The 26,124-nt window shown below is 74.0% G+C and carries 23 protein-coding genes; 12 read left to right on the top strand and 11 right to left on the bottom strand.

Translation table 11 applies throughout. The annotated features are described in order from the left end of the window. Nucleotides 1-1,236 carry an MFS transporter gene (locus KRAD_RS09705; RefSeq protein ID WP_012085396.1) on the top strand — a complete coding sequence of 412 codons (1,236 nt, stop codon included), beginning with the start codon at nt 1-3 and terminating at the stop codon, nt 1,234-1,236. Here the strand turns inward: KRAD_RS09705 and KRAD_RS09700 are convergent. Further along, entirely contained in the window at nt 1,226-2,440 is a 1,215-nt protein-coding gene (locus tag KRAD_RS09700; RefSeq protein WP_012085395.1) for a YibE/F family protein, read from the bottom strand. The two genes, KRAD_RS09705 and KRAD_RS09700, sit on opposite strands and share 11 nt — an antisense overlap. Nucleotides 2,441-2,517: 77 nt before the next feature. Beyond that, nucleotides 2,518-3,564 (bottom strand): esterase-like activity of phytase family protein, encoded by a 1,047-nt coding sequence (locus tag KRAD_RS09695; protein ID WP_012085394.1) that lies wholly within the window; start codon nt 3,562-3,564, stop codon nt 2,518-2,520. A gap of 110 nt (nt 3,565-3,674) precedes the next feature. On the opposite strand from KRAD_RS09695, the gene KRAD_RS09690 reads away from it, so the two are divergent. From KRAD_RS09690 to KRAD_RS09670, 5 genes are all read left to right on the top strand, one after another. Beyond that, nucleotides 3,675-4,496 (top strand): DNA-formamidopyrimidine glycosylase family protein, encoded by an 822-nt coding sequence (locus tag KRAD_RS09690; RefSeq protein WP_012085393.1) that lies wholly within the window; start codon nt 3,675-3,677, stop codon nt 4,494-4,496. Between the two features lie 149 nt (nt 4,497-4,645). Beyond that, complete coding sequence (locus KRAD_RS09685; protein ID WP_012085392.1) at nt 4,646-5,566, top strand: carbohydrate ABC transporter permease; 921 nt, start codon at nt 4,646-4,648, stop codon at nt 5,564-5,566. Then, nucleotides 5,563-6,468: a carbohydrate ABC transporter permease gene (locus KRAD_RS09680; protein WP_012085391.1), complete on the top strand. Its 906-nt coding sequence runs from the start codon at nt 5,563-5,565 to the stop codon at nt 6,466-6,468. The genes KRAD_RS09685 and KRAD_RS09680 overlap by 4 nt, the downstream gene beginning before the upstream one ends. 23 nt (nt 6,469-6,491) lie before the next feature. After that, nucleotides 6,492-7,853: an ABC transporter substrate-binding protein gene (locus tag KRAD_RS09675; protein ID WP_012085390.1), complete on the top strand. Its 1,362-nt coding sequence runs from the start codon at nt 6,492-6,494 to the stop codon at nt 7,851-7,853. Nucleotides 7,854-7,857: 4 nt separating this feature from the next. Next, nucleotides 7,858-8,784, top strand: a complete 927-nt coding sequence (locus tag KRAD_RS09670) for a glycerophosphodiester phosphodiesterase (RefSeq protein ID WP_012085389.1) — start codon at nt 7,858-7,860, stop codon at nt 8,782-8,784. Between the two features lie 31 nt (nt 8,785-8,815). Here KRAD_RS09670 and KRAD_RS09665 read toward each other — a convergent pair whose 3' ends face one another. From KRAD_RS09665 to KRAD_RS09645, 5 genes are all read right to left on the bottom strand, one after another. Then, on the bottom strand, nt 8,816-10,093 hold the full coding sequence (locus tag KRAD_RS09665) for a histidine--tRNA ligase (RefSeq protein WP_041292004.1): 1,278 nt from the start codon (nt 10,091-10,093) through the stop codon (nt 8,816-8,818). A gap of 56 nt (nt 10,094-10,149) precedes the next feature. Beyond that, complete coding sequence (locus KRAD_RS09660) at nt 10,150-11,643, bottom strand: mannitol dehydrogenase family protein (protein ID WP_012085387.1); 1,494 nt, start codon at nt 11,641-11,643, stop codon at nt 10,150-10,152. A 50-nt stretch (nt 11,644-11,693) separates the two neighbouring features. Beyond that, nucleotides 11,694-12,578 carry a carbohydrate ABC transporter permease gene (locus tag KRAD_RS09655; protein ID WP_012085386.1) on the bottom strand — a complete coding sequence of 295 codons (885 nt, stop codon included), beginning with the start codon at nt 12,576-12,578 and terminating at the stop codon, nt 11,694-11,696. After that, nucleotides 12,575-13,546, bottom strand: coding sequence for a carbohydrate ABC transporter permease (locus KRAD_RS09650; RefSeq protein WP_012085385.1), 972 nt, complete (start codon nt 13,544-13,546; stop codon nt 12,575-12,577). Before KRAD_RS09650 ends, KRAD_RS09655 begins: the two co-directional genes overlap by 4 nt. A 113-nt stretch (nt 13,547-13,659) precedes the next feature. Next, nucleotides 13,660-15,096 (bottom strand): ABC transporter substrate-binding protein, encoded by a 1,437-nt coding sequence (locus KRAD_RS09645; RefSeq protein WP_012085384.1) that lies wholly within the window; start codon nt 15,094-15,096, stop codon nt 13,660-13,662. A gap of 229 nt (nt 15,097-15,325) precedes the next feature. On the opposite strand from KRAD_RS09645, the gene KRAD_RS09640 reads away from it, so the two are divergent. Continuing rightward, nucleotides 15,326-16,273 carry a sugar-binding transcriptional regulator gene (locus KRAD_RS09640; RefSeq protein ID WP_157873557.1) on the top strand — a complete coding sequence of 316 codons (948 nt, stop codon included), beginning with the start codon at nt 15,326-15,328 and terminating at the stop codon, nt 16,271-16,273. 52 nt (nt 16,274-16,325) lie between these two features. Here KRAD_RS09640 and KRAD_RS09635 read toward each other — a convergent pair whose 3' ends face one another. Further along, nucleotides 16,326-17,294, bottom strand: a complete 969-nt coding sequence (locus tag KRAD_RS09635; protein WP_041292003.1) for an aldo/keto reductase — start codon at nt 17,292-17,294, stop codon at nt 16,326-16,328. Nucleotides 17,295-17,441: 147 nt separating this feature from the next. Here KRAD_RS09635 and KRAD_RS09630 point away from each other — a divergent pair, with 147 nt between their 5' ends. Then, nucleotides 17,442-17,858, top strand: a complete 417-nt coding sequence (locus KRAD_RS09630; RefSeq protein ID WP_012085380.1) for an Hsp20/alpha crystallin family protein — start codon at nt 17,442-17,444, stop codon at nt 17,856-17,858. A 27-nt stretch (nt 17,859-17,885) separates the two neighbouring features. Here KRAD_RS09630 and KRAD_RS09625 read toward each other — a convergent pair whose 3' ends face one another. From KRAD_RS09625 to mobA, 3 genes are read right to left on the bottom strand one after another with little or no spacing between them, the layout of a single operon-like run. Beyond that, on the bottom strand, nt 17,886-19,637 hold the full coding sequence (locus KRAD_RS09625) for a glycoside hydrolase family 15 protein (RefSeq protein ID WP_012085379.1): 1,752 nt from the start codon (nt 19,635-19,637) through the stop codon (nt 17,886-17,888). Beyond that, the gene (locus KRAD_RS09620; RefSeq protein ID WP_012085378.1) at nt 19,634-20,623 is read right to left on the bottom strand and encodes an NAD(P)H-quinone oxidoreductase; all 990 of its coding nucleotides are present in this window, start codon (nt 20,621-20,623) and stop codon (nt 19,634-19,636) included. The genes KRAD_RS09625 and KRAD_RS09620 overlap by 4 nt, the downstream gene beginning before the upstream one ends. Nucleotides 20,624-20,632: 9 nt before the next feature. After that, a complete protein-coding gene (gene mobA, locus KRAD_RS09615) occupies nt 20,633-21,271 on the bottom strand; it encodes a molybdenum cofactor guanylyltransferase (RefSeq protein ID WP_012085377.1) in 639 nt (212 codons plus the stop codon). 184 nt (nt 21,272-21,455) lie between these two features. Here mobA and KRAD_RS09610 point away from each other — a divergent pair, with 184 nt between their 5' ends. From KRAD_RS09610 to KRAD_RS09595, 4 genes are all read left to right on the top strand, one after another. Then, nucleotides 21,456-24,560 carry a sensor histidine kinase gene (locus tag KRAD_RS09610; protein ID WP_012085376.1) on the top strand — a complete coding sequence of 1,035 codons (3,105 nt, stop codon included), beginning with the start codon at nt 21,456-21,458 and terminating at the stop codon, nt 24,558-24,560. 87 nt (nt 24,561-24,647) lie between these two features. Next, on the top strand, nt 24,648-25,094 hold the full coding sequence (locus KRAD_RS09605) for a roadblock/LC7 domain-containing protein (RefSeq protein WP_012085375.1): 447 nt from the start codon (nt 24,648-24,650) through the stop codon (nt 25,092-25,094). Between the two features lie 6 nt (nt 25,095-25,100). Then, nucleotides 25,101-25,496, top strand: coding sequence for a DUF742 domain-containing protein (locus tag KRAD_RS09600; protein ID WP_012085374.1), 396 nt, complete (start codon nt 25,101-25,103; stop codon nt 25,494-25,496). Continuing rightward, nucleotides 25,477-26,100: a GTP-binding protein gene (locus KRAD_RS09595; RefSeq protein ID WP_012085373.1), complete on the top strand. Its 624-nt coding sequence runs from the start codon at nt 25,477-25,479 to the stop codon at nt 26,098-26,100. The genes KRAD_RS09600 and KRAD_RS09595 overlap by 20 nt, the downstream gene beginning before the upstream one ends. Nucleotides 26,101-26,124: the final 24 nt, after the last annotated feature.

Genomic DNA, 26,124 nt, shown 5'->3' with positions numbered 1-26,124 from the left:
GTGCCCACCCGCCCGAAGCTCCGCGCGGTGCGCACCCTGCCACCGCCCGTCCGGTTGTTCCTGCTGAGCCAGCTGGCGTTCAACGTCGGGTTCTACCTCGTCGTGCCCTTCCTCGCCGCGCACCTGTCCTCCGGCCTCGGGCTGGCGGGCTGGGTCGTGGGGATCGTCCTGGGGGTCCGGACGTTCAGCCAGCAGGGCCTGTTCCTCGTCGGGGGGGCGCTCACCGACCGGTTCGGCGTCCGGCCCGTCCTGCTCACCGGCTGCCTGGTCCGCATCGCCGGGTTCTGCACCCTGGCCGCAACGACGTCGCTGCCGGGGGTGCTGGCCGGGACCGTCCTCACGGGTTTCGCCGCGGCCCTGTTCTCCCCCGCGGTCGAGACCGGCCTCGCCCACGAGGGGCGGCGGCTCGAGGACGGCGGCGGCATCACCCGCGCGGAGCTGTTCGCCCTCGACGACGTCGTCGGCAAGGTGGGCTCCCTGGTCGGCCCCGTCCTGGGCGCGGTCCTGCTGGCGGTGGAGTTCCGCACGACGTGCCTCGTCGCCGCGGGGATCTTCGGGCTCGTCCTCGTGCTCAACGCGCGGTGGGCCCCGCGCGACCACGGCACGGTGCGGGAGACGTCGGTGAGCGCGGGGTGGTCCGCCGTCCTGCGCAACCGGCGGTTCCTGCTCTTCGCGGCCCTGTACTCGACGCTGCTGCTGGCCTACAACCAGATGTACCTGGCCCTGCCGGTGGAACTGGAACGGGCCACCGGTTCCCAGGACGCCCTCGGGCTGATGTTCGTCCTCGCCGCGGTCGTCACCGTCACCGCGCAGGTCCCGCTGGCGCGCTGGGCCCGGCGCCGCGGCGCCGCCACGGCCCTGCCCCTGGGGTTCGCGGTGTCCGCGCTGGCCTTCGGCCTCGTCGCGGCGGCCACCTTCGCGCCGGCCCCCGGGTGGGTGCCGGCGCTCGCTCCCGCGGCGGCCTTCGTCGTGGTGCTGCACCTGGGCTCGGCGCTGGCCGGCCCGGTGGCCCGCGACCTCGTCCCGCCGCTGGCGGGGGAGCGGTACGTCGGGGCCCACTACGGGGCGCTGGCCTCCGGCGGCGGGCTGGCCGTCCTGCTGGGCTCCACCGCGGTGGGGGCGCTGCTGGAACCCGGCGCGGGGCTGCCGTGGCTGCTGCTGACGGCGCTGCTGCTGGCCTCCGCGGCCGGCCTGGCGCTGGCCTCGCGGCGGCCGGCCCGCCCCCTCACCGGGTGACCTCCCCCGCCCCCGGCGCCACCGGGGACCGGGCCACCAGCGCGGCCGCCAGGGCCGTCGTCACCGGCACCGTGACGGCCAGCGCGATCCCCCCCACCGCGGAGCGGACGAGCTCCTCCGCGATCGCGGAGGAGTTCAGCAGCTGCCCCGCGGGCTGGTCGTAGAGGCGCACCAGCAGCAGCGTCGGCAGCGCGGCTCCCGCGTAGGCGAACGTCACGGTGTAGACGGTCGAGGCCAGGTGGTCCCGCCCCACCCGCATGCCCGCCGCGAACAGGTCGCGGAACCCCGCGTGCGGGGCCGCGGCGCGGACCTCCCACACCGCCGCGGCCTGGGTGATGGTGACGTCGTTCAGCAGGCCCAGGGCCGCGACGAGGGTCCCGGCCAGGACGACCCCGCGCAGGTCCACGGCGCCGGTGAGGACCGTGACCGTGTAGGAGCTCTCGTCGTCCAGCCCCGCCAGGTGGCTGCCGTCCACGGCGAGGACGGCGGCGACCGCGGTGACGAGCAACCCCGCGACCGTCCCCAGGTAGGCCACCGTCGTGCGCGCGGACAGCCCGTGGGTCAGGTAGATCACCACCCCCATCACCGCCGTCGAGGAGCTCAGCCCCACGACGACCGCGTTCTGCTCGGTCAGCAGCGCCGGCACGACGTGGAACGCGATGGCCGCCCCGCCCAGCCCGAGCCCGACGAGGGCGGCCACCCCCCGCCGCCGCCCGACGAGCACCGTGAACAGCACGAACACGACGAGGACGACCGCCAGCGGGAGGCGGCGGTCGAAGTCCTCCCACACGTAGGCCTCCGCGGCCCCGGCCTCGGCGGGGTAGCGGGTCAGCGCGACCCGGTCGCCCGGGCCGAGGCCGCCGTGGAACACCGCGGCCGGGACGGGCACGGTGACAATGCCCGCGCCGTCGACGGCGACGGTGGCGTCCGGGCACTGCACCGTCTCCGGCATCGTGCCGTCCGGCAGCCGCTCCTCCGCGAGCTCCGCGCGGCAGGTGTGCATCCGCGTCCCCGTCACCTCCCCGCGCACGGTCTGGGCGCCCACGTACCCCGTCGAGGCCGAGGGGACGTCGCGGGGCCAGGTCGCGACGATGCCCGCGGCGGCCACCACGAGCACCGCGAGGACGACGGCGGTCAGGACGTCGCGCGTGCGGCGCGGCAGCGGGGCCGGGGGTTCCGCGGCGTGCTGGTGCGAGTGCTCCACCGCCCCAGTCCAGCACGTCCGCCTCCCCCGGCGGCGGGGCGTCGCGGCGGGGCCTCGGGGCGGGGCGTCGCGGTGGGTCAGGTCCCCCGCACCGGCAGCGTCACGTCCAGGTCGTAGAACCGCGTGGTCTGGGTCGGGCGCTCGTTGTCGTCGCTCACCAGCAGCACCCGCAGCCGCCGGTCCCCCTGCGCCGACAGCACCGCCGCGCCCTCGACGTTGTCGAGCAGCGGGTTCAGCTGCGCCTGCTCGGCCACCGCGCCCAGCGTCGGACAGGTCACCAGGTCGGCCAGCAGCGTCTTGGGCAGCACCGGGGCGTCCTCCGCCAGGTGCTCCACGGCCCCGACGTCGGACCCCGCCGCCGGGTCGGCCACGTACAGCCGCACGGTGTTGCCGACCTGGGCGGTGAACCCGCGTTCCACGACGAGGAGGCGCCCGTCGGGGGTGGCGAGCAGCTCGGGGACCCCGAGGCCGGGGTCGGCCCGGTAGGCGTGCTGGACCCCGAGCGCGAAGGGCGAGGACGGGTCGGGGCGCTGCCAGGTCTGGATCCGCAGGACCCCGTCGGCGTCCCCGAGCAGTTCCTCCTCGACGTTCGAGAACAGCGTCAGGCCGTCGGCGGAGAGGGTCAGCCCCTCCAGCGACAGGTTCTCCCGGGCGCGTCCCGCCGGAGCGGTCCGCAGGGCGTCGGGCAGGGGCAGGGAACCCAGCAGCGCCCCGTCGGTGCCGTGGTGCCGGACCGAGGGGTCGAGCTCGGAGGACACCCAGACGGTCCCGTCGCGGTCGACCACCAGCCCCTCGCTGTCGAGCTCGGCGCCGGCCTCGTCCCGCAGGGTCACCGCGGCCGCCGGTTCCCGCTCGCGGTCCAGGGTGAACAGCTCCGACCGGTCCGAGAGCGCCAGCAGGGAACCGTCCGCCCGCGGGGCCAGCGCGGACAGGTTCGCCACGGCCCGGCCCTCGAAGACCGTCTCGTCGAGGTGGTCGGAGAAGCCCGTCAGCGCGACGGCGCCGCTGCAGCGGGCGGTCGCCGGTGAGGCGGTGCCGGCGGGGGCGGCGCTCGCGGCGACCCCGGACGCGGCGAGGGTGCAGGCGGCGGCGAGGACGACGGCGGAGGCCAGGGTTCTTCTCACGGGGCCCGACGCTAGGCGGCGGTGGGCGACGGGCCGGGGAACGTCCGGCGAACCCTCGGGGACGATCGCCCCGCCGCGCGCGCACCGGCGGCGGGGGGCAGGGTGGGCGGGTGCCCGAGGGAGACACCGTGTACCGGCTGGCGCGCAGGCTCGACGCCGGCCTGTCCGGTCGGGTGCTGCGCGCGGCCGACCTGCGGGTGCCGCGGTTCGCGACGCTGGACCTCTCCGGGGCGCGGGTGCGCGAGACGGTCTCGCGGGGCAAGCACCTGCTGACCCGCCTCGACGTCGAGGGCAGTTCGCTGCCGGGCCCCGCGACCCTGCACACCCACCTGCGGATGGACGGGCAGTGGTCCGTCCTCGCGCCCGGCAAGCGGCTGCCGCGCCACCTCGAACCCGACGTGCGGGTGCTGCTGCGCACCGACGGCCCCACCGCGGTCGCCCTGCGGATGCCGGTGGTGGAGGTCGTCCCCACCGCGGAGGAGGCGACGGTGGTGGGGCACCTGGGCCCGGACCTCCTCGACGCCACCACCCCCGTGGACGAGCGCGTGCGCGCCGCGGTGGCGAACCTCCGCCGCCGCCCCGAGCGCGGGCTCAAGGCGGCGCTGCTGGACCAGCGGAACCTCGCCGGCCTGGGCAACCTGTGGGCCGACGAGCTGTGCTACCTGCGCGGCCACGACCCCTGGACCCCGGTGGGGCAGGTGCCGCTGGAACCCCTCGTCCGCCTGGCCGTGAAGCTCCTGGCGTTCTCGGTGAGCCCGTCCGGGGCGATGCAGGTGACCACGGGGGACACCCGCCCGGGTCACCAGCACTGGGTGTCGGGGCGCGCGGGGCAGCCGTGCCGGCGGTGCGGGACGACGATCCTCGTCCGGGCCGAGGTGCCCGGCGACCCCGAGCAGCGCCGCACCTGGTGGTGCCCGCACTGCCAGCGGTGAACTCCGGGTGACCTGGGCGAGCCCCCGGGCGTCACCGGGTGAACACTCGGTGACCGTTGCCCCCGGGCGGGCGCGAGGGCCTGGGAGGGGCCGGACGGCGAACTACTGTTCCTGACGTCCAGCTCACTCCTTCCTGCGAGGAGGTCGCCTTGACGACCCTCCACCGGGTCCCCGCCGCGCGCCCGCGCACCACGCCCTGGCGCTCCTGGGGGACCTTCCTGCTCCTCGCCGGGCCCAACGTCGCGCTCCTGGTCCTGTTCGTCTACAAGCCGCTGATCCAGAACGTGCAGTACTCGCTGCTGCACTGGAACCTCGGGTCGGACACGGCGACGGCCATCGGCCTGGAGAACTACCGGAACTACTTCAGCGACCCCAAGACCCCCGCCGTGCTGCTGACGACGCTCGTCTTCGCCGTCGTCACCGTGGGGGGCTGCATGGCCATCGGCCTGGCCCTGGCCCGGCTGCTGGACCGGGAGCTGCGCGGCCGGACGTTCGTGCGGGCCGCGGTGTTCGCGCCCTACGTGCTCTCCGGGGTCGCGGTCGGCATGTGCTGGCTCTTCGTCTTCGACCCGCAGTACGGGCTGGTCTCGGGCCTGCTGCGCGGTCTCGGCCTCACCTCGCCCAACTGGTACAACGACCCGGACTGGGCCCTGGCCATGGTCTGCATCGTGTACCTCTGGAAGTACGTCGGGTACGTCGCGATCATCTACCTCGCCGCGCTCCAGTCCGTCCCCGGCGACCTCCTGGAGGCCGCGCAGATCGACGGGGCCTCCCCGCTGCGCACCTTCTGGTCCATCGTGTTCCCGCTGCTGTCGCCCACCACGCTGTTCCTCAGCGTCACGGTGTTCATCGAGTCGAACTCGGGCGGGTCCTTCGACATCATCCGCGCGATGACCAAGGGCGGCCCGCTGGAGGGCACCACCACGATGGTCTACCAGGTCTACCAGGAGGCGTTCGTCGACGGTTCCGCCGGCTACGCCTCCGCCATCGCCACCCTGCTGTTCCTCGGGCTGCTGGCGGTCACCCTGGTCCAGATGGTGTTCATCGAGCGGAAGGTGCACTACCGGTGAGCGTCGACGCCCCCCGCAAGGCCCCCGGCGGTGCGGGCCGCGTCCCCGCCCCGCGCGGCGCGCGACCCCCGGCGGGAGAGCCCCGCCGCCGCGTCGACGTCGTCGGGTACGCCTGCCTCGTCGTGGCCGGCCTCGTCATGGTCGTGCCCCTGCTGTGGATGCTGCTGGCCTCGTTCAAGCAGCGCGACGAGATCTACACGATCCCGACGCGGTGGCTGCCCGAGGCGCTGCACTGGCCGAACTACGCCGACGTCTTCGCGACCGTCCCCTTCGCGCACTTCCTGCTCAACAGCCTCGTCACCACGGTGCTGGGCGCGGGCTTCAAGGTCGTGCTGGGCCTCATGTGCGCCTACGCCCTGGTGTTCGTGGAGTTCCCCGGCAAGCGGTTCGTGTTCCTCCTCGTGCTCGCCGCGCTCATGGTGCCGCCGCAGGTCACGCTCATCCCCAACTACACCCTCACCGCGCAGCTGGGCTGGCTGAACTCCTACCAGGGGATCATCCTGCCCGGCCTGGCCAGCTCGCTGGGGACGTTCCTGTTCCGGCAGCACTTCCTGACCTTCCCCGTCTCCGTCCTGGAGGCCGCCACGCTGGACGGCGCCGGCCACTGGCGGCGGCTCTGGCAGTTCGTCGTGCCGCTGTCCGCGCCGACCGTCTCGGCCGTGGCGCTCGTCTCGGTCGTCAGCGAGTGGAACCAGTACCTGTGGCCGCTGCTGGTGACCGACGACGCGGACATGATGACCCTGCCGGTGGGCCTCACCCTGCTGCAGAACAACGACGGCATCACCAACTGGGGCGTCCTCATGGCCGGCACCGTGCTCGTCATGCTCCCGATCCTGCTCGTCTTCGTCTTCTTCCAGCGTCGCCTCGTGGCCGGTCTGGCCGCGGGCGCGCTCGCGAACTGATCCCCGACCACCCAGGAGAAACCGTGATCACCTCGTCCTCCCCGCTGCCCCGGCGCGGTGTCCTCGCCCTGGCCGGAGCCGGAGCGGTCGGCCTCGGCCTCGCCGCCTGCTCGGGCCCCTCGACCACCGCCGGCGAGACCGGCGGTGCGGAGCAGGCGAAGACCGACTGGAGCGGGGTCACCCCGGCCGACACCGTCACGGTGTGGACGAACCACCCGGGCAAGTCCCAGGCCGTCGAGGAGGAGTTCCTCGCCCGGTTCGCGAAGACCAACCCCGACATCACGGTCGAGTTCGTCACCGCCGGCGCGAACTACGACGAGATCTCGCAGAAGTTCCAGGCCGCCCTCACCGGGTCGGACCTGCCCGACCTGGTCCTGCTCAGCGACGTCTGGTGGTTCCGCTACGCCCTCAACGGCCAGCTCGCCCCGCTGGGCGACCTGCTGCCCGCGGCGGGGGTCGACGTCGGCAACTACCAGCCGGGTCTCCTCGCCGACTACCAGTACGACGACCAGCAGTGGGCGGTGCCCTACTGCCGCTCCACGCCGGTGTTCTACTACAACAAGGCTCACTGGGCCGCCGCCGGGCTGCCCGACCGCGGCCCGGAGACCTGGTCGGAGTTCGAGCAGTGGCTGCCGAAGCTGCAGGCCGCGGGCACCGGGGCGCAGGCCCCGTACGGCCTCGGCAAGGGCACCGGCAACGCCAGCTGGATCCACCAGAACCTGATCTGGGGCCGGGGCGGTGCGCTGAGCGAGGACTGGACGATGACCGTCGACAGCCCGGAGGTGCTGGAGGCCAGCGACTACCTGCGCTCCTTCATCACCCGGGGGTGGGCCGCGGTGTCCTCCTCCGACCAGGCCTCGGACTTCGGCGCGGGGCTGTACTCGTCGGTCATCGGGTCCACCGGGTCGCTGTCCGGCATCCTCGCCGGCGCGGCCTTCGACGTCGGCAACGCGTTCCTGCCCGGCGGGCCCGCGGGCCGGTTCACCCCCACCGGCGGCGCCGGCTTCGCGGTCCCGACCAAGCGGTCCCCGGAGCAGCAGCTCGCCGCGGCGACCTTCCTGAAGTTCCTCGCCGAGGACGACAACACCGCCTACTTCTCCCAGAACACCGGCTACATGCCCGTCACCACCGGGGCGGTGGACTCCGGCCCCATGCAGGAGGTCTACGCGCAGACCCCGCTGTTCAAGACGGCCGTGGACCAGCTCGCGAACGTGCGCAAGCAGGACAACGCCCGGGTCTTCGTCCCCGGCGGCGACCAGTCCACGGTCACCGCCTGGGAGAAGGTCATGCTGCAGGGGGCCCCGTCGGCCGAGGCCTGGGGGACCGCGCAGGACGAGATCCAGCGGTCCTACGAGACCGACGTCGCGCCCCTCGTGAAGGCCTGAGACCGTGACGCGCCCGCTGGTCATCGCCCACCGCGGCTACTCCGCGGTGGCGCCGGAGAACACCCTCGCCGCCTTCGAGGCGGCCCTGCGGGCCGGGGCCGACCTGCTGGAGCTCGACGTCCACCTGGACGCCGACGGGGTGCCGGTCGTGGTGCACGACGACACCCTCGACCGCACCACGGACACCCGTGGTGCGGTCGGGGACTCGCCCAGCACGGTCGTGCGGGGCGCGGACGCCGGGGCGTGGTTCGCCCCGGCGTTCGCCGGCCAGCGGGTGCCGACGCTGAAGGAAGTCGCCGGGGTCGTGGCGCGCTTCCCCGACGCCGGTCTCCTCGTGGAGTTCAAGGGCGCGTGGAGCCGGGCGGCCGCCTCCGCGGCGGTGGGGTCGCTGCGCCCGGGCGGTGTCGCCGCCCGCAGCGTCGTGCAGAGCTTCGACCGCTCCACGGTCGCGGCCCTGCGCGACGTGGCCCCCGACGTCCGGCGGGCGCTGCTCGTCCTGCACCCGGGGCCGCCGATGGGCACCGACGAGCTCGAGCGCGCGTTCCGGCACCTGGCCCAGGACCCGTTCACGGCGCTGTGCACCCCCGCGGGCGTGGCCCGCGAGCAGGCCGAGCGGGCCGTCGCCGAGCTCGGCGTGGTGGCGGTCAACCCCTACGTGGCCAGCCTCGTCGCCAGCCCGCACGTCATCGCGGAGTACCACGGGGCCGGGGTGGCGACCTACCCCTACACCGTGGACGAACCGCGCATCTGGCACGACCTGCTGCGCCACCGCGTCGACGGGATCATCACCGACGAACCCGGCCGGCTGCGGGGGTTCCTCGAGGCGTGGGAGGTCCGCAGCGCGCAGGACGGCGTGCTGGAGGAGCGCCGCGACCTGACCCTCGCCGCCGCCCGGCAGGGTCGCGCCGCCCGGCGCCTCGTCGCCGTCTGACGGGTCGCCGTCCGGCCGGTCGCCCTCCGGCTCAGGCCGAGGCGCCCAGGGGGGCGGGGTCGGAGAACTCCAGGGAGCCGTCCTCGGCCACGCGCGCCCGCACGACCCGGGAGTAGCCCTCCGCGACCAGCGCGTCGAACAGCGGCTGCATGCGCTTGGCCTGCTTCACCAGCGCGACCCGGGCCCCGCCGGCGACGAGCTCCTGCTGCTTGCGCAGCAGCGTCCCGGCGTCCGCGCCCGCCGGGTGCACCAGGGCGATCGCGGACACCCCCTCGTCGCGGGGGGCGATCTCGTCGACGATGCGCTCGAACCCGATGGAGAACCCCGCGGCGGGCAGGTCGCGCCCGCTGAAGCGGCCGACCATGTTGTCGTAGCGGCCGCCGCCGGCGATGGAGGAGGAGCTGCCCGGCAGGGACATCTCGAAGATGGGGCCGGTGTAGTAGCCCATCCCGCGGACCAGCGTCACGTCGAAGGCCACCTCGAGGTCGGGGGCCGACACCGCCAGCGCGTCCGCGATCTCCCGCAGCCGCGCCACGACCTCCGCCGGGACCGCCGCGGGCAGCGCCGCCTCCAGCACCCCGGGGGTGCGGACGTCGCGCAGCGGCAGCAGCGCGGTCAGCGACGCCTCCAGCGCCGCCACGTGCTCCTCGGCGAAGCCCTTCGCGCGCAGCTCGGCCAGGACCCCGTCCAGCCCGACCTTGTCGGCCTTGTCGACGGTGATGAGGACGCTGCCGTGCTCGTCCGCGGCGAAACCGCACCCGGTGAGCAGACCCGTCAGCACCCCGCGGTCGTTGAGGCGCAGCGTCGTCCCGGTGAGCCCGAGCCGGGTCAGGGCGGTGTGCGTGGCGGTGACGAGCTCGACCTCGGCGAGGCTGCCCGGTTCGCCGACGATGTCGATGTCGCACTGCACGAACTGGCGGTAGCGCCCCTTCTGCGGACGTTCCGCCCGCCACACCGGCCCGATCTGCAGGGCCTTGAACGGCATCCGCAGCGCCGCGGCGTTCGAGGCGACGTAGCGCGTCAGCGGCACGGTCAGGTCGAAGCGCAGCCCGAGGTCGGCGGCCTCGCCCGGCAGGAGCGCCTCGTCGGCGGGCAGCCCGCGGCGCAGGACCTTGAAGAGCATCTTCTCGTTCTCGCCGCCCTGACCGGACTCCAGGCGGGACAGTTCCTCCAGCGCCGGGGTCTCGACCTCGTCGAAGCCGAAGGAGCGGTAGACCTCGCGGATGACGTGCAGCGCGTGCTCCCGGCGTGCCTTGTCGACGGGGAGGACGTCACGCATGCCCCGCGCGGGGACCACCTTCGCTGCCATGGGCCCCATCGTAGGCTCCCGCCGCCGTCCCCCTCCGGGGCCGGCGGCGGGAGCGTTCAGCGGGCGACGAGCGCCTCGAGGGTCGCGCGGGCGCCGTTCTCGTGCAGCGAGGCCAGCGTCGCGGTGTACTCGGCGACGAAGCGCTCGTCGTCGACCAGGTCCCCGAACAGCGAGCGGTCGGCGATGAAGGCGGTGGGCTCCTCGCGGTTGCGCCGGGCCGCGGCGGTGACGCGCGCCGCGATGCGGTCGGCCACCTCGATCGGCTCGCCCTGCTCGTCGACGCCCTCGGCGTAGCGGGCCCAGCTCGCCACGACGGCCGCGGCGCGGAAGAACTCCCCGCCGGTGGCGAGCTGGTGGCGGACCACCGGCAGCAGCCACTTGGGGATGCGGTCGGAGCTCTCGTTGCACAGGCGGGCGACCGTGTCGCGCACCTCGCCGTTGGAGAAGCGGCCGATGAGCTCGCGGCGGTAGGCGTCGAGGTCCATGCCGGGCACCGGTGGCAGCGAGGGGGTGCCCTCGCGCTCCATGTAGGCGAGCAGGAAGCGGGCGAACAGGGGGTCCTGCACCACGTCGTGGACCAGCCGGTACCCGGCCAGGTACCCGAAGTAGCACAGGGCCTGGTGGCTGGCGTTGAGCAGCCGCAGCTTCATGAGCTCGTACGGCTCGACGTCCTCGACGACCTGGACGCCGGCGTCCTCCAGGGGCGGGCGGCCCAGGACGAAGCGGTCCTCCAGCACCCACTGGGTGAACGGCTCGCAGACCACCGGCCAGGCGTCCTCGATCCCGAACCGCTCGCGGACCTCGGCGCGGTCGTCGTCGGTGGTGCCCGGGGTGATGCGGTCGACCATGGAGTTGGGGAAGGAGACGTGCTCGTCGATCCACGCGCCGAGCTCGGCGTCCTTCGCGGTGGCGAAGGCGACGAAGGCGTGGTGGGCCACGTGCCCGTTGCCGGGGAGGTTGTCGCACGACATCACGGTGAACGGGGGGACGCCCCGCTCGCGCCGGCGGCGCAGCGCCTCGACGACGAGCCCGAAGGCGGTGCGCTGCACGCCCCCGTCGAGGAGGTCGGCGGCGACGCCGTGCTCGTCGAGGATGAACTCCCCGGTGACGGCGTCGATGTTGTACCCGCCCTCGGTGATGGTGAGGGACACGATGCGGATGCGCGGGTCGGCCATCGCCTCGACCGCGGCGTCGGGGTCGTCGGGGGCGAAGAGGAAGTCGAGCACGGAGCCGACGACGCGCGGTTCGCGGCTGCCGTCCGCGTGCTTGAGGACGAGGGTGTAGAGCCCGTCCTGGGCGTCCATGACCTCCTTCATCCGCGCGTCGTGGGGGAGCACGCCGATGCCGCGGATGCCCCAGTCCAGCGCCTCCCCGGCCTCCATCAGCCGGTCCAGGTACATCGCCTGGTGGGCGCGGTGGAACCCGCCGACGCCCAGGTGCACGATCCCCGGCGTCACCCGGCTGCGGTCGTAGGAGGGGACCGGCACCCGCTCCCCGATGGCGACGAGGCTGCGGGCGCTGAGGGGGAGGGCGGTGGTGGTGGACGTCACGGGTGGGGCTCCGGTGCGGTCGGGGTCTGCGGGGGAGGGGGGGCCGTCGGTCACTTGACCGCGCCCATGGACAGACCCTGCACGAGCTTGTCCTGGGCGGCGAAGCCGGCGACGAGCACGGGCAGCGAGATCACGGTGGCCGCGGCGCACAGCTGGGCGAGGAACAGGCCCTGGCTGGTGACGAAGCCGGTGAGGAACACCGGGGCGGTGCCGGCGATCGTGCCGGTCAGGGTGCGGGCCAGCAGCAGCTCGTTCCAGCTGAAGATGAAGCAGATGAGCGCGGTCGCGGCGACCCCGGGCATGGCGACGGGACGGACGATCGACCACAGCATCCGGATCAGGCCGGCCCCGTCGATCTGGGCGGCCTCCAGCATCTCGACGGGGACCTCGGCCAGGAACGACTGCATCATCCACACCGCGATCGGCAGGTTCATCGAGGTGTAGAGCACGATGAGGAGCCAGATGTTGTCCAGCGTGCCGGTCTCGGTGGCGAACAGGTACAGCGGCAGCAGACCGGCGACCAGCGGCATGAACTTCGTGGAGAGGAAGAAGAACATGACGTCGGTCCACTTCTCGACCGGGCGGATCGAGAGCGCGAACGCGGCCGGGATCGCCAGGCAGAGCACGATGATCGTCGAGATGACCGAGGCCATCGCGGAGTTGATCAGCGGGGCGGCGGGCTGGGCGGAGAAGAACGCGCGGTAGCCGTCCAGGGTGAGGGCGGCGGCGATCGAGGGCGGGTTGGTGGCCGCGTCGGTCTCGGAGTGCAGGGAGGTCAGCACCATCCACAGCACGGGCAGGACGAAGAGGATCCCGACGACCCAGGCCAGCAGGCCCCACACGGGCTTGCTGCGGTTCATCTCCCGGGCGCGCTGCTCCTTCTTCGACGTCGGCACGTGGGGGTGCGCGACGGCGGTGGGGGTGGCGGTGCTCATCGGCCGGCCTCCTGCTTGAACATGCTCGACACCACGCGCAGGGCGAAGGTCGCGACGATGATGGTGGCGACGACGGTGACGACACCCATCGCCGAGGCCAGCCCGTAGTCGTGGGCGGAGAACACGGTCTGGTAGATCGTGTAGGGCAGGTTGGCCGTGCCCAGACCGCCCGCGGTGATGGTGAAGACCGCGTCGAAGTTCTGCACGATGTAGATGGCGCCGAGCAGGCCGCCGAGCTCGAGGTACTGGCGCAGGTGCGGGAAGGTCAGGTAGCGGAAGATCTGGAAGGAGCTGGCGCCGTCCATGCGGGCGGCCTCCTCGGCGTCGGCCGGCTTGGACTGCAGTCCGGCCAGCAGGATCAGCATCATGAACGGGGTCCACTGCCAGATCAGCGAGATCTCGATGGCGATCTTCGGGGCGGTGGACAGCCAGTCGATCTGGGGGGCGCCGTCGGAGCCGAACAGCTTCCAGATCGCGTTGAGGGTGCCGTTGAGCAGGCCGTAGTTGGGGTTGAACAGGGCGTGCTTCCACAGCAGGGCGGCGGCGATGGGCACCACGAGGAAGGGCGCGATCATCATCGTCCGGACCGCGCCGCGGCCGGCGAACTTCCGGTCCAGCAGCAGCGCGATGAGCAGGCCCAGGACGAGGCTGACGAGCACGACGGTGACGGTGAGGATGACGGTGTTCCACACCGCCGAGCGCAGCGCGGCGTTGGAGAAGACCGACACGTAGTTGTCGACCCCGCCGAACCCGCGGTCCTGGGGGTAGTAGGAGTTCCAGTTCATGAACGAGATGACGATCGTCGCCACGAACGGCAACTGCGTCACGACGATCGTGAACAGCAGCGCCGGCAGCAGGGGGGCGCGTCGGGCCCAGTCGGCGGCCTTGCGTGCCGAGCCCGCGGTGCGCTGGGGCCGGTCGGGCCCCACCTTGGTGTGATTGGCAGCGGTGCTGCTCGGTGTGCTCATGGAAGGACGTCCTCCGAGGACTGACGGTGGGTCCGGCGTGCTCTGGGTGAACTACCCGGTCACCCGGGAAGACCGCGGCCGCCCACCGGTCCGGTGGGCAGCCGCGGCGGGTGTCACTTCTTGTACTTGTCGCTGACCAGCTTCGTCGCGAGGTCCTGACCCTGGTCCAGGGCGTCCTCGACGCTCATCTGACCGGCGATGGCCGAGGAGACGAACTGCGAGACCTGGGTGCCGAGGTCGGCGAACTCGGGGATCGCGACGAACTGGATGCCGGGCGCGGGGCGCGGCTGGACGCCGGGGTCGGCCGGGTTCGCGGCGTTGATGGCGTCCTGGGTGGCCTTGTAGAACGGGCCGGCCGAGGCCTGGTAGTCGGCGTTCTCGTAGGTGGAGTTGCGCTTGCCGGCGGGGACGCTGGCCCAGCCAACCTGCGCCCCGACGAGCTCCTCGTACTCCTTGCTGGAGGCCCAGGAGATGAACTTCCAGGCGTTCTCCTGGCGCTTGGAGGCCTTCTGCACGCCCCACGCCCAGGTGTAGAGCCAGCCGGAGGACTCGGTCTGGTCGACGGGGGCGGCGACGTAGCCGATCTTCCCGGCGACGGGGGAGTCCGCGGCGTCCAGCGAACCGGCGGCCGAGGTCGCGTCGTACCACATGGCGACCTGCGACTGGGTCATGCCGTTGAGGCACTCGGTGAACCCGGCCTGCGGGGCGCCGTTCTCGCCGTGGGCCCGGACGAGGTCGACGTAGAACTTCGTCGCCGCGACGAACTCCGGCGCGTTGACCTGCGCGGTCCAGTCCTCGTCGAACCAGGTGCCGCCGAAGGTGTTGACGACGGTGGTGAGGGGGGCGAAGACCTGCCCCCAGCCGGGCTGGCCGCGCAGGGCGATGCCCTTCATGCCGGGCTGGGCGCCGTCGAGCTGGGCGGCGAAGTCCGCGACCTCCTGCCACGTCGGCTTCTCGGGCATGGTCAGGCCCTTGGCCTCGAACACGTCCTTGCGGTACATGAGGAAGGAGGACTCGCCGTAGAACGGCTCGGCGTAGACCTTGCCGTCCTCGCCGGTCAGCGCGGTGGCCAGCGGCTTGAGGATGTCGTCCTGGCCGAAGGCGGAGTCGGCGGAGATGAACTCGTCCAGCGGCGCGAGCCAGCCGTTCTTCGAGTAGAACGGGACCTCGTAGTTCGAGATCGACGCGACGTCGTACTGACCGGCCTGGCTGGAGAACTCCTGGCTGATCTTGTCGCGGACGTCGTTCTCGGGCAGGACCGTGTACTTCACGGTGATGCCGGTGTCCTTGGTGAAGTTGTCCGCGGTGAGCTTCTGCAGGTCCACCATCTGCGGGTTGTTCACCATGATGACGTTGAGCGTCTTGTCGTCCCCGCCGCCCTCGCCGCCGCCGCTGCCGGTGCCGCCGCCACCACCGGCGCCGGCGCAGGCGCTGAGCGCGGCGGTGGCGCCGACGCCGGCCGCCCCGCCCAGGGCCGCCCGCCGGCTCAGCGGCGAGGCGAAGGTGCCGTGCGTGGTCGTGCCGGTCCGCGGGCCCTGACGTTCAGCCATCGTTCCCCTCCAGTGTCTTCGTCGACGAGGTGCGCGCCGGACCGGGCCGGGCGCCGTCCGCGGCGCCGTGGTCCGGCCGTTGCAACCGCTCATTTGAGCGGGCTACTCTCAGCTGTGCCGATCGTGACGCCGTAGCAGGCGGCTGTCAACTCGTTCGTCGGTCCCAGGTCCGCCCGGTCGGGCCGCCAGTCCAGGAGGTGCCATGGCGAGGACGCCAGCCCGTGGTGCGGTGTCGCGACGACTGTCCACGAGCGCCCTCGCGCTCGCGGCGGCCGCGGCCCGGCGCTTCTACGTCGAGGGCCTCACCAAGGTCGAGATCGCCCGCCAGCTCGGGGTCAGCCGCTTCAAGGTCGCCCGGCTGCTGGCGGACGCCCAGGAGGCCGGTCTCGTGCAGATCCACGTCGTCGTGCCCAGCTCGCTGGACGGCGAGCTCGCCGACGCCCTGCGCGAGCGGTTCGGGGTGCGCGCGGTCTACGTCGTCAAGCCCGAGGAGGACACCGTCGCCGGGCAGCGCCGGGCCGTCGCCGGGTTCACCGCGGGGCTGCTGGAGGAGAGCGTCACCGCCGAGGACGTCGTCGGCCTGGCCTGGGGGCGGACGATCTCCCAGCTCGCCGCGTCGATCGGGGCGAGCATCGGCTGCCGGTTCGTGCAGCTGTCGGGCGCCCTGCCGCGCCCGGACGTGGAGGAGAGCGCGGTCGAGCTGGTCCGCCGGATGGCCGAGGCCACCGGCTCCTCGGCCACGACCTTCTACGCCCCGCTGGCCGTCCCCGACGCCGCGACCGCCGACGGCCTGCGCTCGCAGTCGGGGATCAGCGAGGCGCTGGCCGAGCTGGACCGCCTCACCAAGGCCGTGGTGTCGGTGGGGGCGTGGCACCCGGGGGAGTCCACCGCCCTGGACTCCCTCGGAGAGGCCGACCGGGAGGCGCTCTCGAGCGCCGGGGTCGTCGCCGAGATCACCGGCGTCCTCCTCGGCGCCGACGGCCGGGAGGTCGACGCCCTGAGCGACCGCGTCATCGGCGTCACCGGCGCCCAGCTGCGCGCCACCCCCGACGTCGTGGCGATGGCCTGCGGGGACCTGCGCGCCGCGGCCACGGCGACCGCCCTGCGCAGCGGGATCGTCTCCACCCTGGTGACCCACTCCTCGCTGGCCCGCGCGGTCCTCGCCCAGCCCGGCTGACCCGCGCCGGGGCCGGTGACCCGGCGGTGCTCCCGCCGGGCCACCGCCGGGGTCAGAACCCGGCGACCTCGTGGGGCTCGTAGGGCGCCTCGAGCTCGGCGACCTCGTCGGCGGTGAGCTCCAGCTCGATGCCGGCGAGGGCGTCCTCGAGGTGGTGGGGCTTGGTCGCGCCCACGATCGGGGCCACCACGACGGGGTTGCGGGCCACCCAGGCCAGCGCGACCTGCGCCCGGGACACCCCGCGGCGCTCGGCGACCCGCCCGACCGCGGCGACGACCTCGGCGTCGGAGTCGCGGTAGAGGGTCTTGCCGAACTCGTCGGTCTCCGAGCGGTTCGTCGTCGCGTCCCAGTCGCGGGTCAGCTTGCCGCGCGCCAGCGGGCTCCACGGGATGACCCCGATGCCCTCGTCGGCGCACAGCGGCAGCATCTCGCGCTCCTCCTCGCGGTAGAGGAGGTTGTAGTGGTCCTGCATCGTCACGAAGCGGGTCCAGCCGTGCAGCTCCTGCAGGTGCAGGGCCTTGGCGAACTGCCACGCCCACATCGAGCTCGCCCCCAGGTAGCGGACCTTGCCGGCGCGCACCACGTCGTGCAGCGCCTCCAGCGTCTCCTCCAGCGGGGTCGTGGGGTCGAAGCGGTGGATCTGGTAGAGGTCGACGTGGTCGGTGCCCAGCCGGCGCAGGGAGGCGTCGATCTCGGTGAGGATCGCCTGCCGCGACAGCCCCGCCCCGTTGGGCCCCGGGCGCATCCGGTTGTAGACCTTGGTGGCGATGACGACGTCCTCGCGGCGGACGGCCTTCAGCAGGACCCGGCCGAGGATCTCCTCGCTGGAGCCGTCGGAGTAGACGTTGGCGGTGTCGAAGAAGTTCACCCCCGCGTCCAGGGCCCGGTGCAGGAAGGGGGCGCTGTCCTCCTCGGGCAGGGTCCAGGGGTGCCCCCCGCGCGCGGGGTCGCCGTAGCTCATGCAGCCGAGGACGAGACGGGACACTTCGAGGCCGGTGCGGCCGAGCTTCACGTAGTCCATGCCCGGATCCTTTCCCGACTCCCGGCGGCGTGCGCGTCCGGACCCTCGTCCGCCGGCGGCGAACACCGGCATTGAGTCGACCCCGCTCAGGTTGGAACCCTCGACGGCGCCCACCCCGGGCGCCACCACCGTCCGAGGAGGACAACCGTGAACACCCTGTCCGTGTGGCGCCGCAGCCCCTTCGAGACCCAGGCCCAGTTCGACGCCCTCGTCCGCCACAGCCTCAGCCCCGCCACGGGTTTCGCGCCCGCCGCCGAGGTCGGCCGTGACGGCGACGACGCCCTCGTGAAGCTGGAACTGCCCGGCGTCGCCCTCGACGACGTCACCGTCGAGGTCGAGAGCGGCCGCCTCGTCGTGCGCGGCGAGCGCAAGGACCCCCGCGAGGAGTCCGCGCGCGGTCGCACCGAGATCCGCTACGGCACCTTCCGCCGCAGCTTCACCCTGCCGAAGTCCGTCACCGCGGACGCCGTCAGCGCGAGCTACGACGCCGGTGTCCTGACCGTCCGCGTCGCCGGGGCGCACACCACCGCCCAGCCGACCCGGATCGAGATCGCCACCGCCTGATCCCGGACGGCCCGCTGGGGCGCCGCCTCAGCGGGCCAGCCGGATCGAGCTCGACAGCAGGGCGGCGTGCACGAACGCCTGCGGGAGGTTCCCCCGCAGCTGCCGCTCCTGCACGTCCCACTCCTCGCTCAGCAGCGCCGCCGGCCCGCACGCGGCGCGGTTGCGCTCGAAGAACCGGAACGCCTCGACCTCCTGGCCGTCGGCGTGCAGCGCCTCGGCCAGCACGAACCCGCACAGCAGGAACGCGCCCTCCGTCGTGCCCAGCGGCATCGAGTCGGGGGAGTAGCGGTAGACGTAGTGGTCCTCCACCAGGTCCCGGCGCACCGCGGCCAGGGTGGCCCGCGTGCGCGGGTCCTCGATCGCCACCGCCCCGTGCAGCGCCGGCCGCAGCAGCGCCGCGTCCACCCCGGGCTGCCCCGGGCTGCGCTGCCACCGCCCCTCCAGGGGGTGCAGGCACTCCCGCGAGGTGCGGGCCAGGATCGTGTCCGCGAGCGCCGCGCACCGCGCGGCGTCGGCGGGGGAGGACACCTGGGCGATGCACTTCAGCCCCGCCACGCACTCCAGGCGCGAGTGCGCCCACCAGTCGTCCTCGATCTCCCAGATCCCCGCGTCCGGGGTCTCCCACCGCCGCTCGATGGCGGAGACGGCCACCTCCACCGCGCGCCAGCCGTCGGCGTCGAGGACGTCGAGCGCCGCCGCCGAGGCCAGCAGCTGCAGGACCACCCCGAACGCGTCGAGCTGGAACTGCCCCCGCACGTGGTTCCCGGCGATGTCCCAGCCGCCGGGGTAGCCGGGCAGGCCGGTGGAACGCTCCTCCGGCACCGGGTCCCCGAGCACCGTGTAGGCCGGGACGAGACCCGGGCCGTCCTGCAGGACGCGGCGCACGACGAAACCCACCAACGTCTCGTAGAGGGGGTGCGGGCCGCCGCACTCGGCCAGCGCCAGCCCCGCGTAGCACTGGTCGCGGATCCAGGCGTAGCGGTAGTCGTAGCTGCGCCCGTGGTCGGCGTGCTCGGGCAGCGACATCGTCGCCGCCGCCACCATCCCGCCGTCGTCGGAGGTGAGCCCGCGGATGACGGCGAAGGAGTGCTGCGCCTCCGAGGGGGCCACGCTGTTCGACACCTCCGGCACCGCCGAGCGCCACGTGTGCACCGTCGACGCCCACGCGTGCGCCGGGTCCGGCGGCGCGTCCGGCAACCGGGTCCCGACCTCCAGCACCAGGTGGTGCGACTCCCCGGCGGGCACCCGCAGGTGCGCGCTCAGGACCCCCGCCTCCGCGCGCGCCCCGCCCAGCCCGGTGAGGCGCACGTGCAGGTCGCCGGTGCGCGCGCTCCAGCGGCCGTCGTCGTCGCGGTGCAGGCCGCGCAGCGCCTTCGTGCCGAACGCGGCGCGCAGGTCGAGGAGGACGTCGACCTCGCCGTCGCCCTCCACCGCGCTGATCTCGCGCAGCAGCACGGCGCACTCGGGGTCGCTGGGCATGGCCATCGCGTCGCGGCAGTCGATGGTGCCGTCGCCGCGGGAGGTCCAGTGGTGGCGGAACACCAGCGTCGACGGCTCGTAGTGCCCGCCCCAGGTGTACGGGTGCGACGGGGTCACCGCGAACATGCCGCGCCCGCCCAGCAGGTTCGCGAACACCGCGTCGTCGTGCCAGCGCGGGGCGCACATCCAGCCGATGTCCCCGCGCGGGCCCACGACCGCCCCGCGCGCGCCGTCGGCGATGAGCGCGTAGTCGCGCAGGACGTGCGGCGGGAACCTCGCCGCGAGGTCCGCGGCCCTCACGCAGGCGCCGTCGCCCCGGTGACCAGCAGCAGCTTGCCCACGTGGGAGGAACCCTCCATCACCTCGTGGGCCCGGGCGGCCTCGGCCAGCGGGAACGTCGCGTGCACGACCGGGCGCACCGCGCCGTCGGCGACCAGCGGCCACACGTGGTCGCGGACGCTGGCCACGATCCCCGCCTTCTCCTCGGCCGGGCGGTAGCGCAACCCGGTGGCGTGCAGCGAGATCCGCTTGCGCATCAGCAGCCCGAGGTCGAGCTCGGCGTGGGTCCCGCCCTGGGTGGCGATCACCACCAGCCGCCCCCCGGTGGCCAGGACGTCGAGGTTGCGGGCCAGGTAGGGCGCGCCGACGAGGTCGAGCACGACGTCGGCGCCGGCCGGCTCGAACGCGCGGACCCGCTCGACGAAGTCGTCGTCGCGGTAGTTCACCAGCACCTGCGCCCCGAGCTCGGCGCACCGCTCCAGCTTGTCCGCCGACCCCGCCGTGACCGCGACCCGCGCCCCGATCTGGCGGGCGAGCTGGATCGCCATCGTGCCGATGCCGCTGGACCCCCCGTGCACCAGGAGGAGTTCCCCCGGGCGCAACCCGGCCAGGGTGAACACGTTCGACCACACCGTGCAGGCGACCTCGGGCAGGGCGGCCGCCTCCACCAGCCCGACCCCCTGCGGCACCGGCAGGAGCTGCCCCGCGGGCACCACGACGCGCTCGGCGTACCCCCCGCCCCCGAGCAGGGCGCAGACCTCCTCGCCCACGGCGCGGGCGACGCCGGGACCGGCCGACTCGACCCAGCCCGACACCTCCAGCCCGGGGTTCTGCGGCGCTCCCGGCGGGGAAGGGTACTTCCCCAGCCGCTGCGCCACGTCGGCCCGGTTCACCCCGGCGGCCGCGACCCGGACCACCACCTCACCGGGCCCGGCCACCGGGTCGGGCAGGTCGGTGGGGACGAGGACCTCGGGGCCCCCGGGGCGGTCGACGATCACAGCGCGCACGCCGCGACACTACGTCGGGCCCGGGCCCGACGCCTCCGGGTCCCCGCCGCGCGCGGCGGGCGGCCCGGGCAGCAGCGCCCGGGCCCGGGCCAGGTCCTGCGGGACGTCCACGTCCAGCGCCTCGCGCGCGCTCACCGCGACCTCCCCGACCCGCCCGCGGAACAGCTCGCGCAGCGGCAGGCCCGCCACGGCCGGCAGCCCGTCCAGGACCCGGCGGGCGCGCTCGCGCCGGTGCGCGGACAGCAGGGGCTGCCGGCGCCCGTCCGCGTCGACCCCGACGACGGCGTCCAGCGCGGGGTCCCGCGCGAGCGCGGCCAGCAGCCGGGGGACGGCGCTCGCCGCGAACGGCTGGTCGCCCCCCAGCAGGACGAGCACGCCCGCGGTGCTCGCCCCCAGCCCGGCGGCGAACCCGGCGAGGGGACCGCCGCCGGGCGGGTCCTCGCGGATCCCGCCGGGGCCGACGAGGACCACCTCGCGCCCGGTCAGCCCGCGCAGCAGGTGCTCCAGGACGGTGACCCCGCCCAGGGGGGCGGCCAGCTTGTCCGCGCCGCCCCGCCCCTCGCGGGCGGTCTGCGCGGCCCAGCGGGTGCTCCCGCCGCCCGCGAGCACCACGACGGCCACCTCGGCGACGTCCTCCACGCGCTCCACCCCCTGCTCCCGATCACACGAACCCCCCGGAGGGTCAGGCGACGCGCCGGGCTGCCGATGGGCCGAACGAGGGTTGTCGGCCCCCGGGGGTTCACCCCGCCGGTCCGCGTCCCGATCACCTCTGAGTCTGCTCGACCCCGGTGGGCGGTACTCGCCCGCCCACCATCGCGTACGGAAGGTTGACATGCTGCGGAACCTGAGCATCCGAGCGAAGCTCGCGGTCCTCCTGGTGGTACCCCTCGTGCTGCTGCTCGTCGCCGTCATCGCGACGGCGGCGCAGAACGTGGCGTCCACCACGGAGCGCCGCCACCTGGCCGCCTACGCGAAGTCCGCGCAGACGATCAACGACTTCTTCACGGCCCTGCAGACCGAGCGTCGCAGCACCCTGGAGTACCTGCCCGCCCCGAGCGAGGAGGGGAAGGCGGAGGTCGTCGCCGACCGCGCCGCCACCGACGCGGCGATCGCCGCGGTGACCGGGGCCATCGCCGACAGCGGCCTCGACCTGAGCGAGGGCTCCAGCGCCTCCGTCTACGCGAGCGTGCAGCGGGCCCTCGGGCAGACCCTCCCGCAGACGCGCACCGCCGTCGACAACGGCACCACCTCCCCGCTCGCGGCGCTGAACAGCTACAGCGCCGTGTCCTCCGCCGCCACCGACCTCACTGTGACCGTCGCCGAGCAGGCCGACGACCGCGAGCTGGCCGACGACGTCGCCGCCTTCGGGTACCTGCTCAAGCGCGTCGACGCCCTCTCGATCGAGCAGGCCGCCGGCGACCTCATCGTCCAGGGCGACGGCAACACCGCGGTGAGCGACCTGCGCGGCAACGCCATCGAGCAGGGGAACTACTTCGAGCAGCAGGCCCGCCACCGCCTCCACGACGACGCCACCGCGCTCCTCGACGGTGCGCTCAACGCCTCCCAGGCCACCCAGTCGCTGGCGTTCCTCACCCAGGACCGCAACATCTTCGCCGCCGCCACCGGTGTCCCCACCCTGCCCGAGGAGGGCTGGGAGGAGACCACCGACGAGGTCATCGCCGTCTACCGGGACGCCGCCAACGAGATCGCCGGGACCGTGGCCGAGCGCGCCGACGCCGCCTCGACCCGCGCCCTCGCCGGCACGCTGGCCCTGCTGGTCGGGACCCTCGTCCTCTTCGCCGCCGTCACCCTCTTCGGCCTGCGCGTGGCCCGCGACATCGGCCGCCGCCTGCGCGCCCTCGCCGACGCCGCCACCGCGGTCCGCGACGAGCTGCCCCGCATGGTCGAGCGCATGCAGACCCCCGGCGAGGGCCCCGGGGTGGAGTTCAGCCCCCTGGAGGTCACGAGCACCGACGAGATCGGTGAGGTCGCCCACGTCATCAACGACCTCAACGAGACGACCTTCCGCATCGCCGGCGAGCAGGCCGCCCTGCGCGCCTCGATCGCCGAGATGTTCGTCAACGTCGCCCGCCGCGACCAGACCCTGCTGGCCCGCCAGCTGGCCTTCCTGGACCAGCTGGAGCGCACCGAGGAGAACCCCGACACCCTCGAGGACCTCTTCACCCTCGACCACCTCGCGACCCGGATGCGGCGCAACGCCGAGTCCCTGCTCGTCCTGGCCGGCATCAACACCGGCCGCCGCCTGCGCCGCCCGCTGCCGCTGTCGGACGTCGTCCGCACCGCGGCCGGGGAGATCGAGCACTACGACCGCGTGGACCTCGCCCTCCAGGCCGACCCGCCCGTCGTGGGCCACCTCGCCCTGTCGGCCTCGCACATGATCGCCGAGCTCCTCGAGAACGCGACGAACTTCTCCGACCCCGGCACCCGCGTCGTCGTCGGCACCGCCGAGACCGACCGCGGCGTCGAGGTCACGATCCGCGACACCGGCCTCGGCATGAACGCCGAGGAGGTCGAGGCGGCCCACCAGCGCATCTCCGGCGGCCGCGCCTCGGAGTTCGTCGGCGCCCAGCGCCTCGGGTTCTACGTCGTCGGCCGCCTCGCCGGCCGCCTCGACGTCGACGTCCACTTCGACACCGCCGAGGGCGTCGGCACCACCGTCACCCTCGTCCTGCCCGCGGCGCTGTTCACCCCGGGTTCGGTCAAGGCCGGTGAGCCGGAGCTCGCGGCCCTCGACAGCGGTCTGCCCGCCCTGGACGGCCCCGTCTCGGCCCTGCCCGAGGACGCCGCCCCGTCCGCCGCGCCGCAGGCCCCCGCCGCCCTGCCCACCCGCACCCCGGCCCCCGGGGCCAGCACGATCGTCAGCAACCCGCTGGCGGCCGCGGGCCTGGGCGACGCGCTGTCGGCGACGCTGCAGGAGTCCGCGGCCCAGGCGGCGGCGAGCTCGGAGGTCAACGCCTCCTCGCCCACGGCGAAGGTGGAGGGCCGGCAGTTGCCGACCCGTCGCCGCACCGCTCAGGCGCAGGCCAAGGTCGACGCCTCCGCCCCGGCGCCGGCTCCGGCCCCGGCCGCGGCTCCCGCGGCCGAGGAGGACTGGAAGCCGGTGACCGCGCCGGCCACCGCCACCTCGGCGATGCCCAAGCGCGAGCGCAAGGTCGAGGCCCCCACGGCCCTGGCCGCGGCGCAGGACATCCTGCCGCGCGCCGGCAAGAAGCCCCGCCAGGTCCGCGACACGGTGTCCCCGCCCAAGACCGCCGCCGAGGCGTTCTGGACCTCCCGCAGCAAGCGGGAGGAGCCGGCGACCGTCGAGGGCTCGGCGCTGGACGCGCTCGAGGCCGGCCGCGCCGGCCGGCAGGGCCCGGTCGCCGAGGTCCCCGCGGCCGAGGCCCCCGTGGCCGAGGTCCCGGTGGCCGAGACCCCCGTGGTCCCGGTCGTCGAGGTCCCCGTGGTCCAGGCCCCGGTCGCCCGGGCCCCGCAGGTCCCGGTCGTCGAGGTCCCCGCGGTCGAGGTCCCGGTCGTCGAGGCGCCCGTCGCCGCGGCTCCGGCCCCGGCCGCGGAGGTCCCGGCCCCCGCCCCCGAGGCCCCGGCCCCGGTCGTCGAGGTGCCCGCCCAGACCCGCACTGTCGGGGAGGCCCTGCGCCAGCGCAGCGCGCTGGCCGCGGACGCCCTCAGCGCCCTCACCGAGGGCCAGAACTTCACCCCCGCCCGGGGCACCGGGTCCGCGCCGCTGATCCGCCGCCAGGCGGGTGCCACGGCGGCCGCGGCCAAGCCCGCCCCGGTCCGCTCGACCGCGGCCAACCGCCAGCGCCGCGCCCCCGCCGACGTCCGCTCGATGCTGTCCGGCTTCCAGGCCGGCGTGTCCCGCGGCCGCACCGAGGGCGACGCCCCCACCGGGAGCGGTGCTGATGGCGACGCCTGACCCGAACCCCCGGAACCTCCTCCGGGTCCCGCCCCACCCCGACCAACAGCCGACCCGACCGCCCCGCCATGGAAGAGGAACACCACTGTGACCGTGCTCAGCTCCGAGGCCGCCGACTTCAGCTGGCTCCTCGACAACTTCGTCAAGAGCGTCCCCGGCGTCACCCACACCGTCGTCGTCTCCGCCGACGGTCTCCTGATGGCCATGTCCGACAAGCTCGACCGGGAGTCCGGCGACCAGCTCGCCGCGATCGTCTCGGGCGTCTCGAGCCTGGCCCGCGGCGCCGCCCGCCAGCTGGACTCCGGGGAGGTGCGCCAGGCCATCATCGAGATGGACGACTCGTTCTTCTTCCTGGTCAACATCTCCGACGGGTCGGTCCTGGCCGTCTCCGCCGAGGCCGGCTGCGACGTCGGGCTCATCGGCTACGAGATGGCGATGCTGGTCCAGCGCGCCGAGACCGTCCTGACCCCGCAGCTGGTGTCGGAGATGCGGGCGAACCTGCCCACCTCCGCGCCGGTCGCCTCCCGGTGGTGACGCGACGTGACAGCACCTGGTAGCGCGGACCTCTGGTCCGACGACGACGACCAGGACGTCGAGGAGTTCACCGTCCGCCCGTACACCGTCACCGGTGGCCGGACCCGCGCCAGCGGGGTCGAGCTCCCGGTCGAGGCGCTCGTGGAGGCCCTGGCCGAACCGGACGTCGGGATGACCCCGGAACGGCGCAAGATCCTCGAACTCACCAAGAAGTCCTACCTGTCGATCGCGGAACTGTCCGCGCACGTCCACCTGCCGGTCGGAGTCGTGCGTGTCGTGGTGAGCGACCTCTCCTCCTCGGGGAAGGTCCGCGTCCACGGCCTCACGATGACCTCCGCCCCCCAACCCGCGACCACCATCAGCGTCCTGGAGAGTGTTCTCAATGGCATTTCCTCGCTCTGACGTCAGCCCCGCCGGAGCCGGAGCGCCCGCCGGAACGGCTCCTCAGGCACCGCCCACCGTCGTCAAGATCGTCGTCGCCGGCGGGTTCGCCGTCGGCAAGACGACCTTCATCGGCTCGATCTCCGACATCGAGCCGCTGCGCACCGAAGCCGCCATGACCGAGCACTCGGTCGGGGTCGACGACGCGGGCCTGAACTCCGACCGCAAGACCTCGACCACCGTCGCCATGGACTTCGGCCGCATCGCCCTGCCGGGCAACCTGTGGCTGTACCTCTTCGGCACCCCCGGCCAGGACCGCTTCCTCTTCATGTGGGACGACCTGGTCAAGGGCGCCATCGGTGCCGTCGTCCTCGTCGACACCGACCGCCTCGACCAGTGCTTCCCGGCCGTCGACTACTTCGAGTCCCGCGGGATCCCGTTCGTCGTCGCGGTCAACTGCTTCGACGGCGTCGCCCAGCACGACCTCGACTCCGTGCGCGAGGCCCTCGGCGTCCCCGACAACGTCCCGCTCGTCTACACCGACGCGCGCAGCAAGGCCGCGACCAAGCACAGCCTCATCACGCTCGTGCAGACGGCGCTCGCCCGCCTCAACACCGGCGTCTGACGCCGCCCGACCCGCGAGAGGCCG

The organism is Kineococcus radiotolerans SRS30216 = ATCC BAA-149, assembly GCF_000017305.1.
Taxonomy (GTDB): Bacteria; Actinomycetota; Actinomycetes; order Actinomycetales; family Kineococcaceae; genus Kineococcus; species Kineococcus radiotolerans.
The sequence above is the reverse complement of the archived record's forward strand: the minus strand, read 5'-3'. Positions and strand labels throughout refer to the sequence as shown.

Bases quoted from the DNA above. Each gene is read 5' to 3' on its own strand.
- KRAD_RS09595 (WP_012085373.1), top strand. From the start codon at position 25,477: ATGGCATTTCCTCGCTCTGACGTCAGCCCCGCCGGAGCCGGAGCGCCC.
- KRAD_RS09645 (WP_012085384.1), bottom strand. From the start codon at position 15,096: ATGGCTGAACGTCAGGGCCCGCGGACCGGCACGACCACGCACGGCACC.
- KRAD_RS09655 (WP_012085386.1), bottom strand. From the start codon at position 12,578: ATGAGCACCGCCACCCCCACCGCCGTCGCGCACCCCCACGTGCCGACG.
- KRAD_RS09610 (WP_012085376.1), top strand. From the start codon at position 21,456: ATGCTGCGGAACCTGAGCATCCGAGCGAAGCTCGCGGTCCTCCTGGTG.
- KRAD_RS09665 (WP_041292004.1), bottom strand. From the start codon at position 10,093: ATGGCAGCGAAGGTGGTCCCCGCGCGGGGCATGCGTGACGTCCTCCCC.
- KRAD_RS09650 (WP_012085385.1), bottom strand. From the start codon at position 13,546: ATGAGCACACCGAGCAGCACCGCTGCCAATCACACCAAGGTGGGGCCC.
- KRAD_RS09635 (WP_041292003.1), bottom strand. From the start codon at position 17,294: ATGGACTACGTGAAGCTCGGCCGCACCGGCCTCGAAGTGTCCCGTCTC.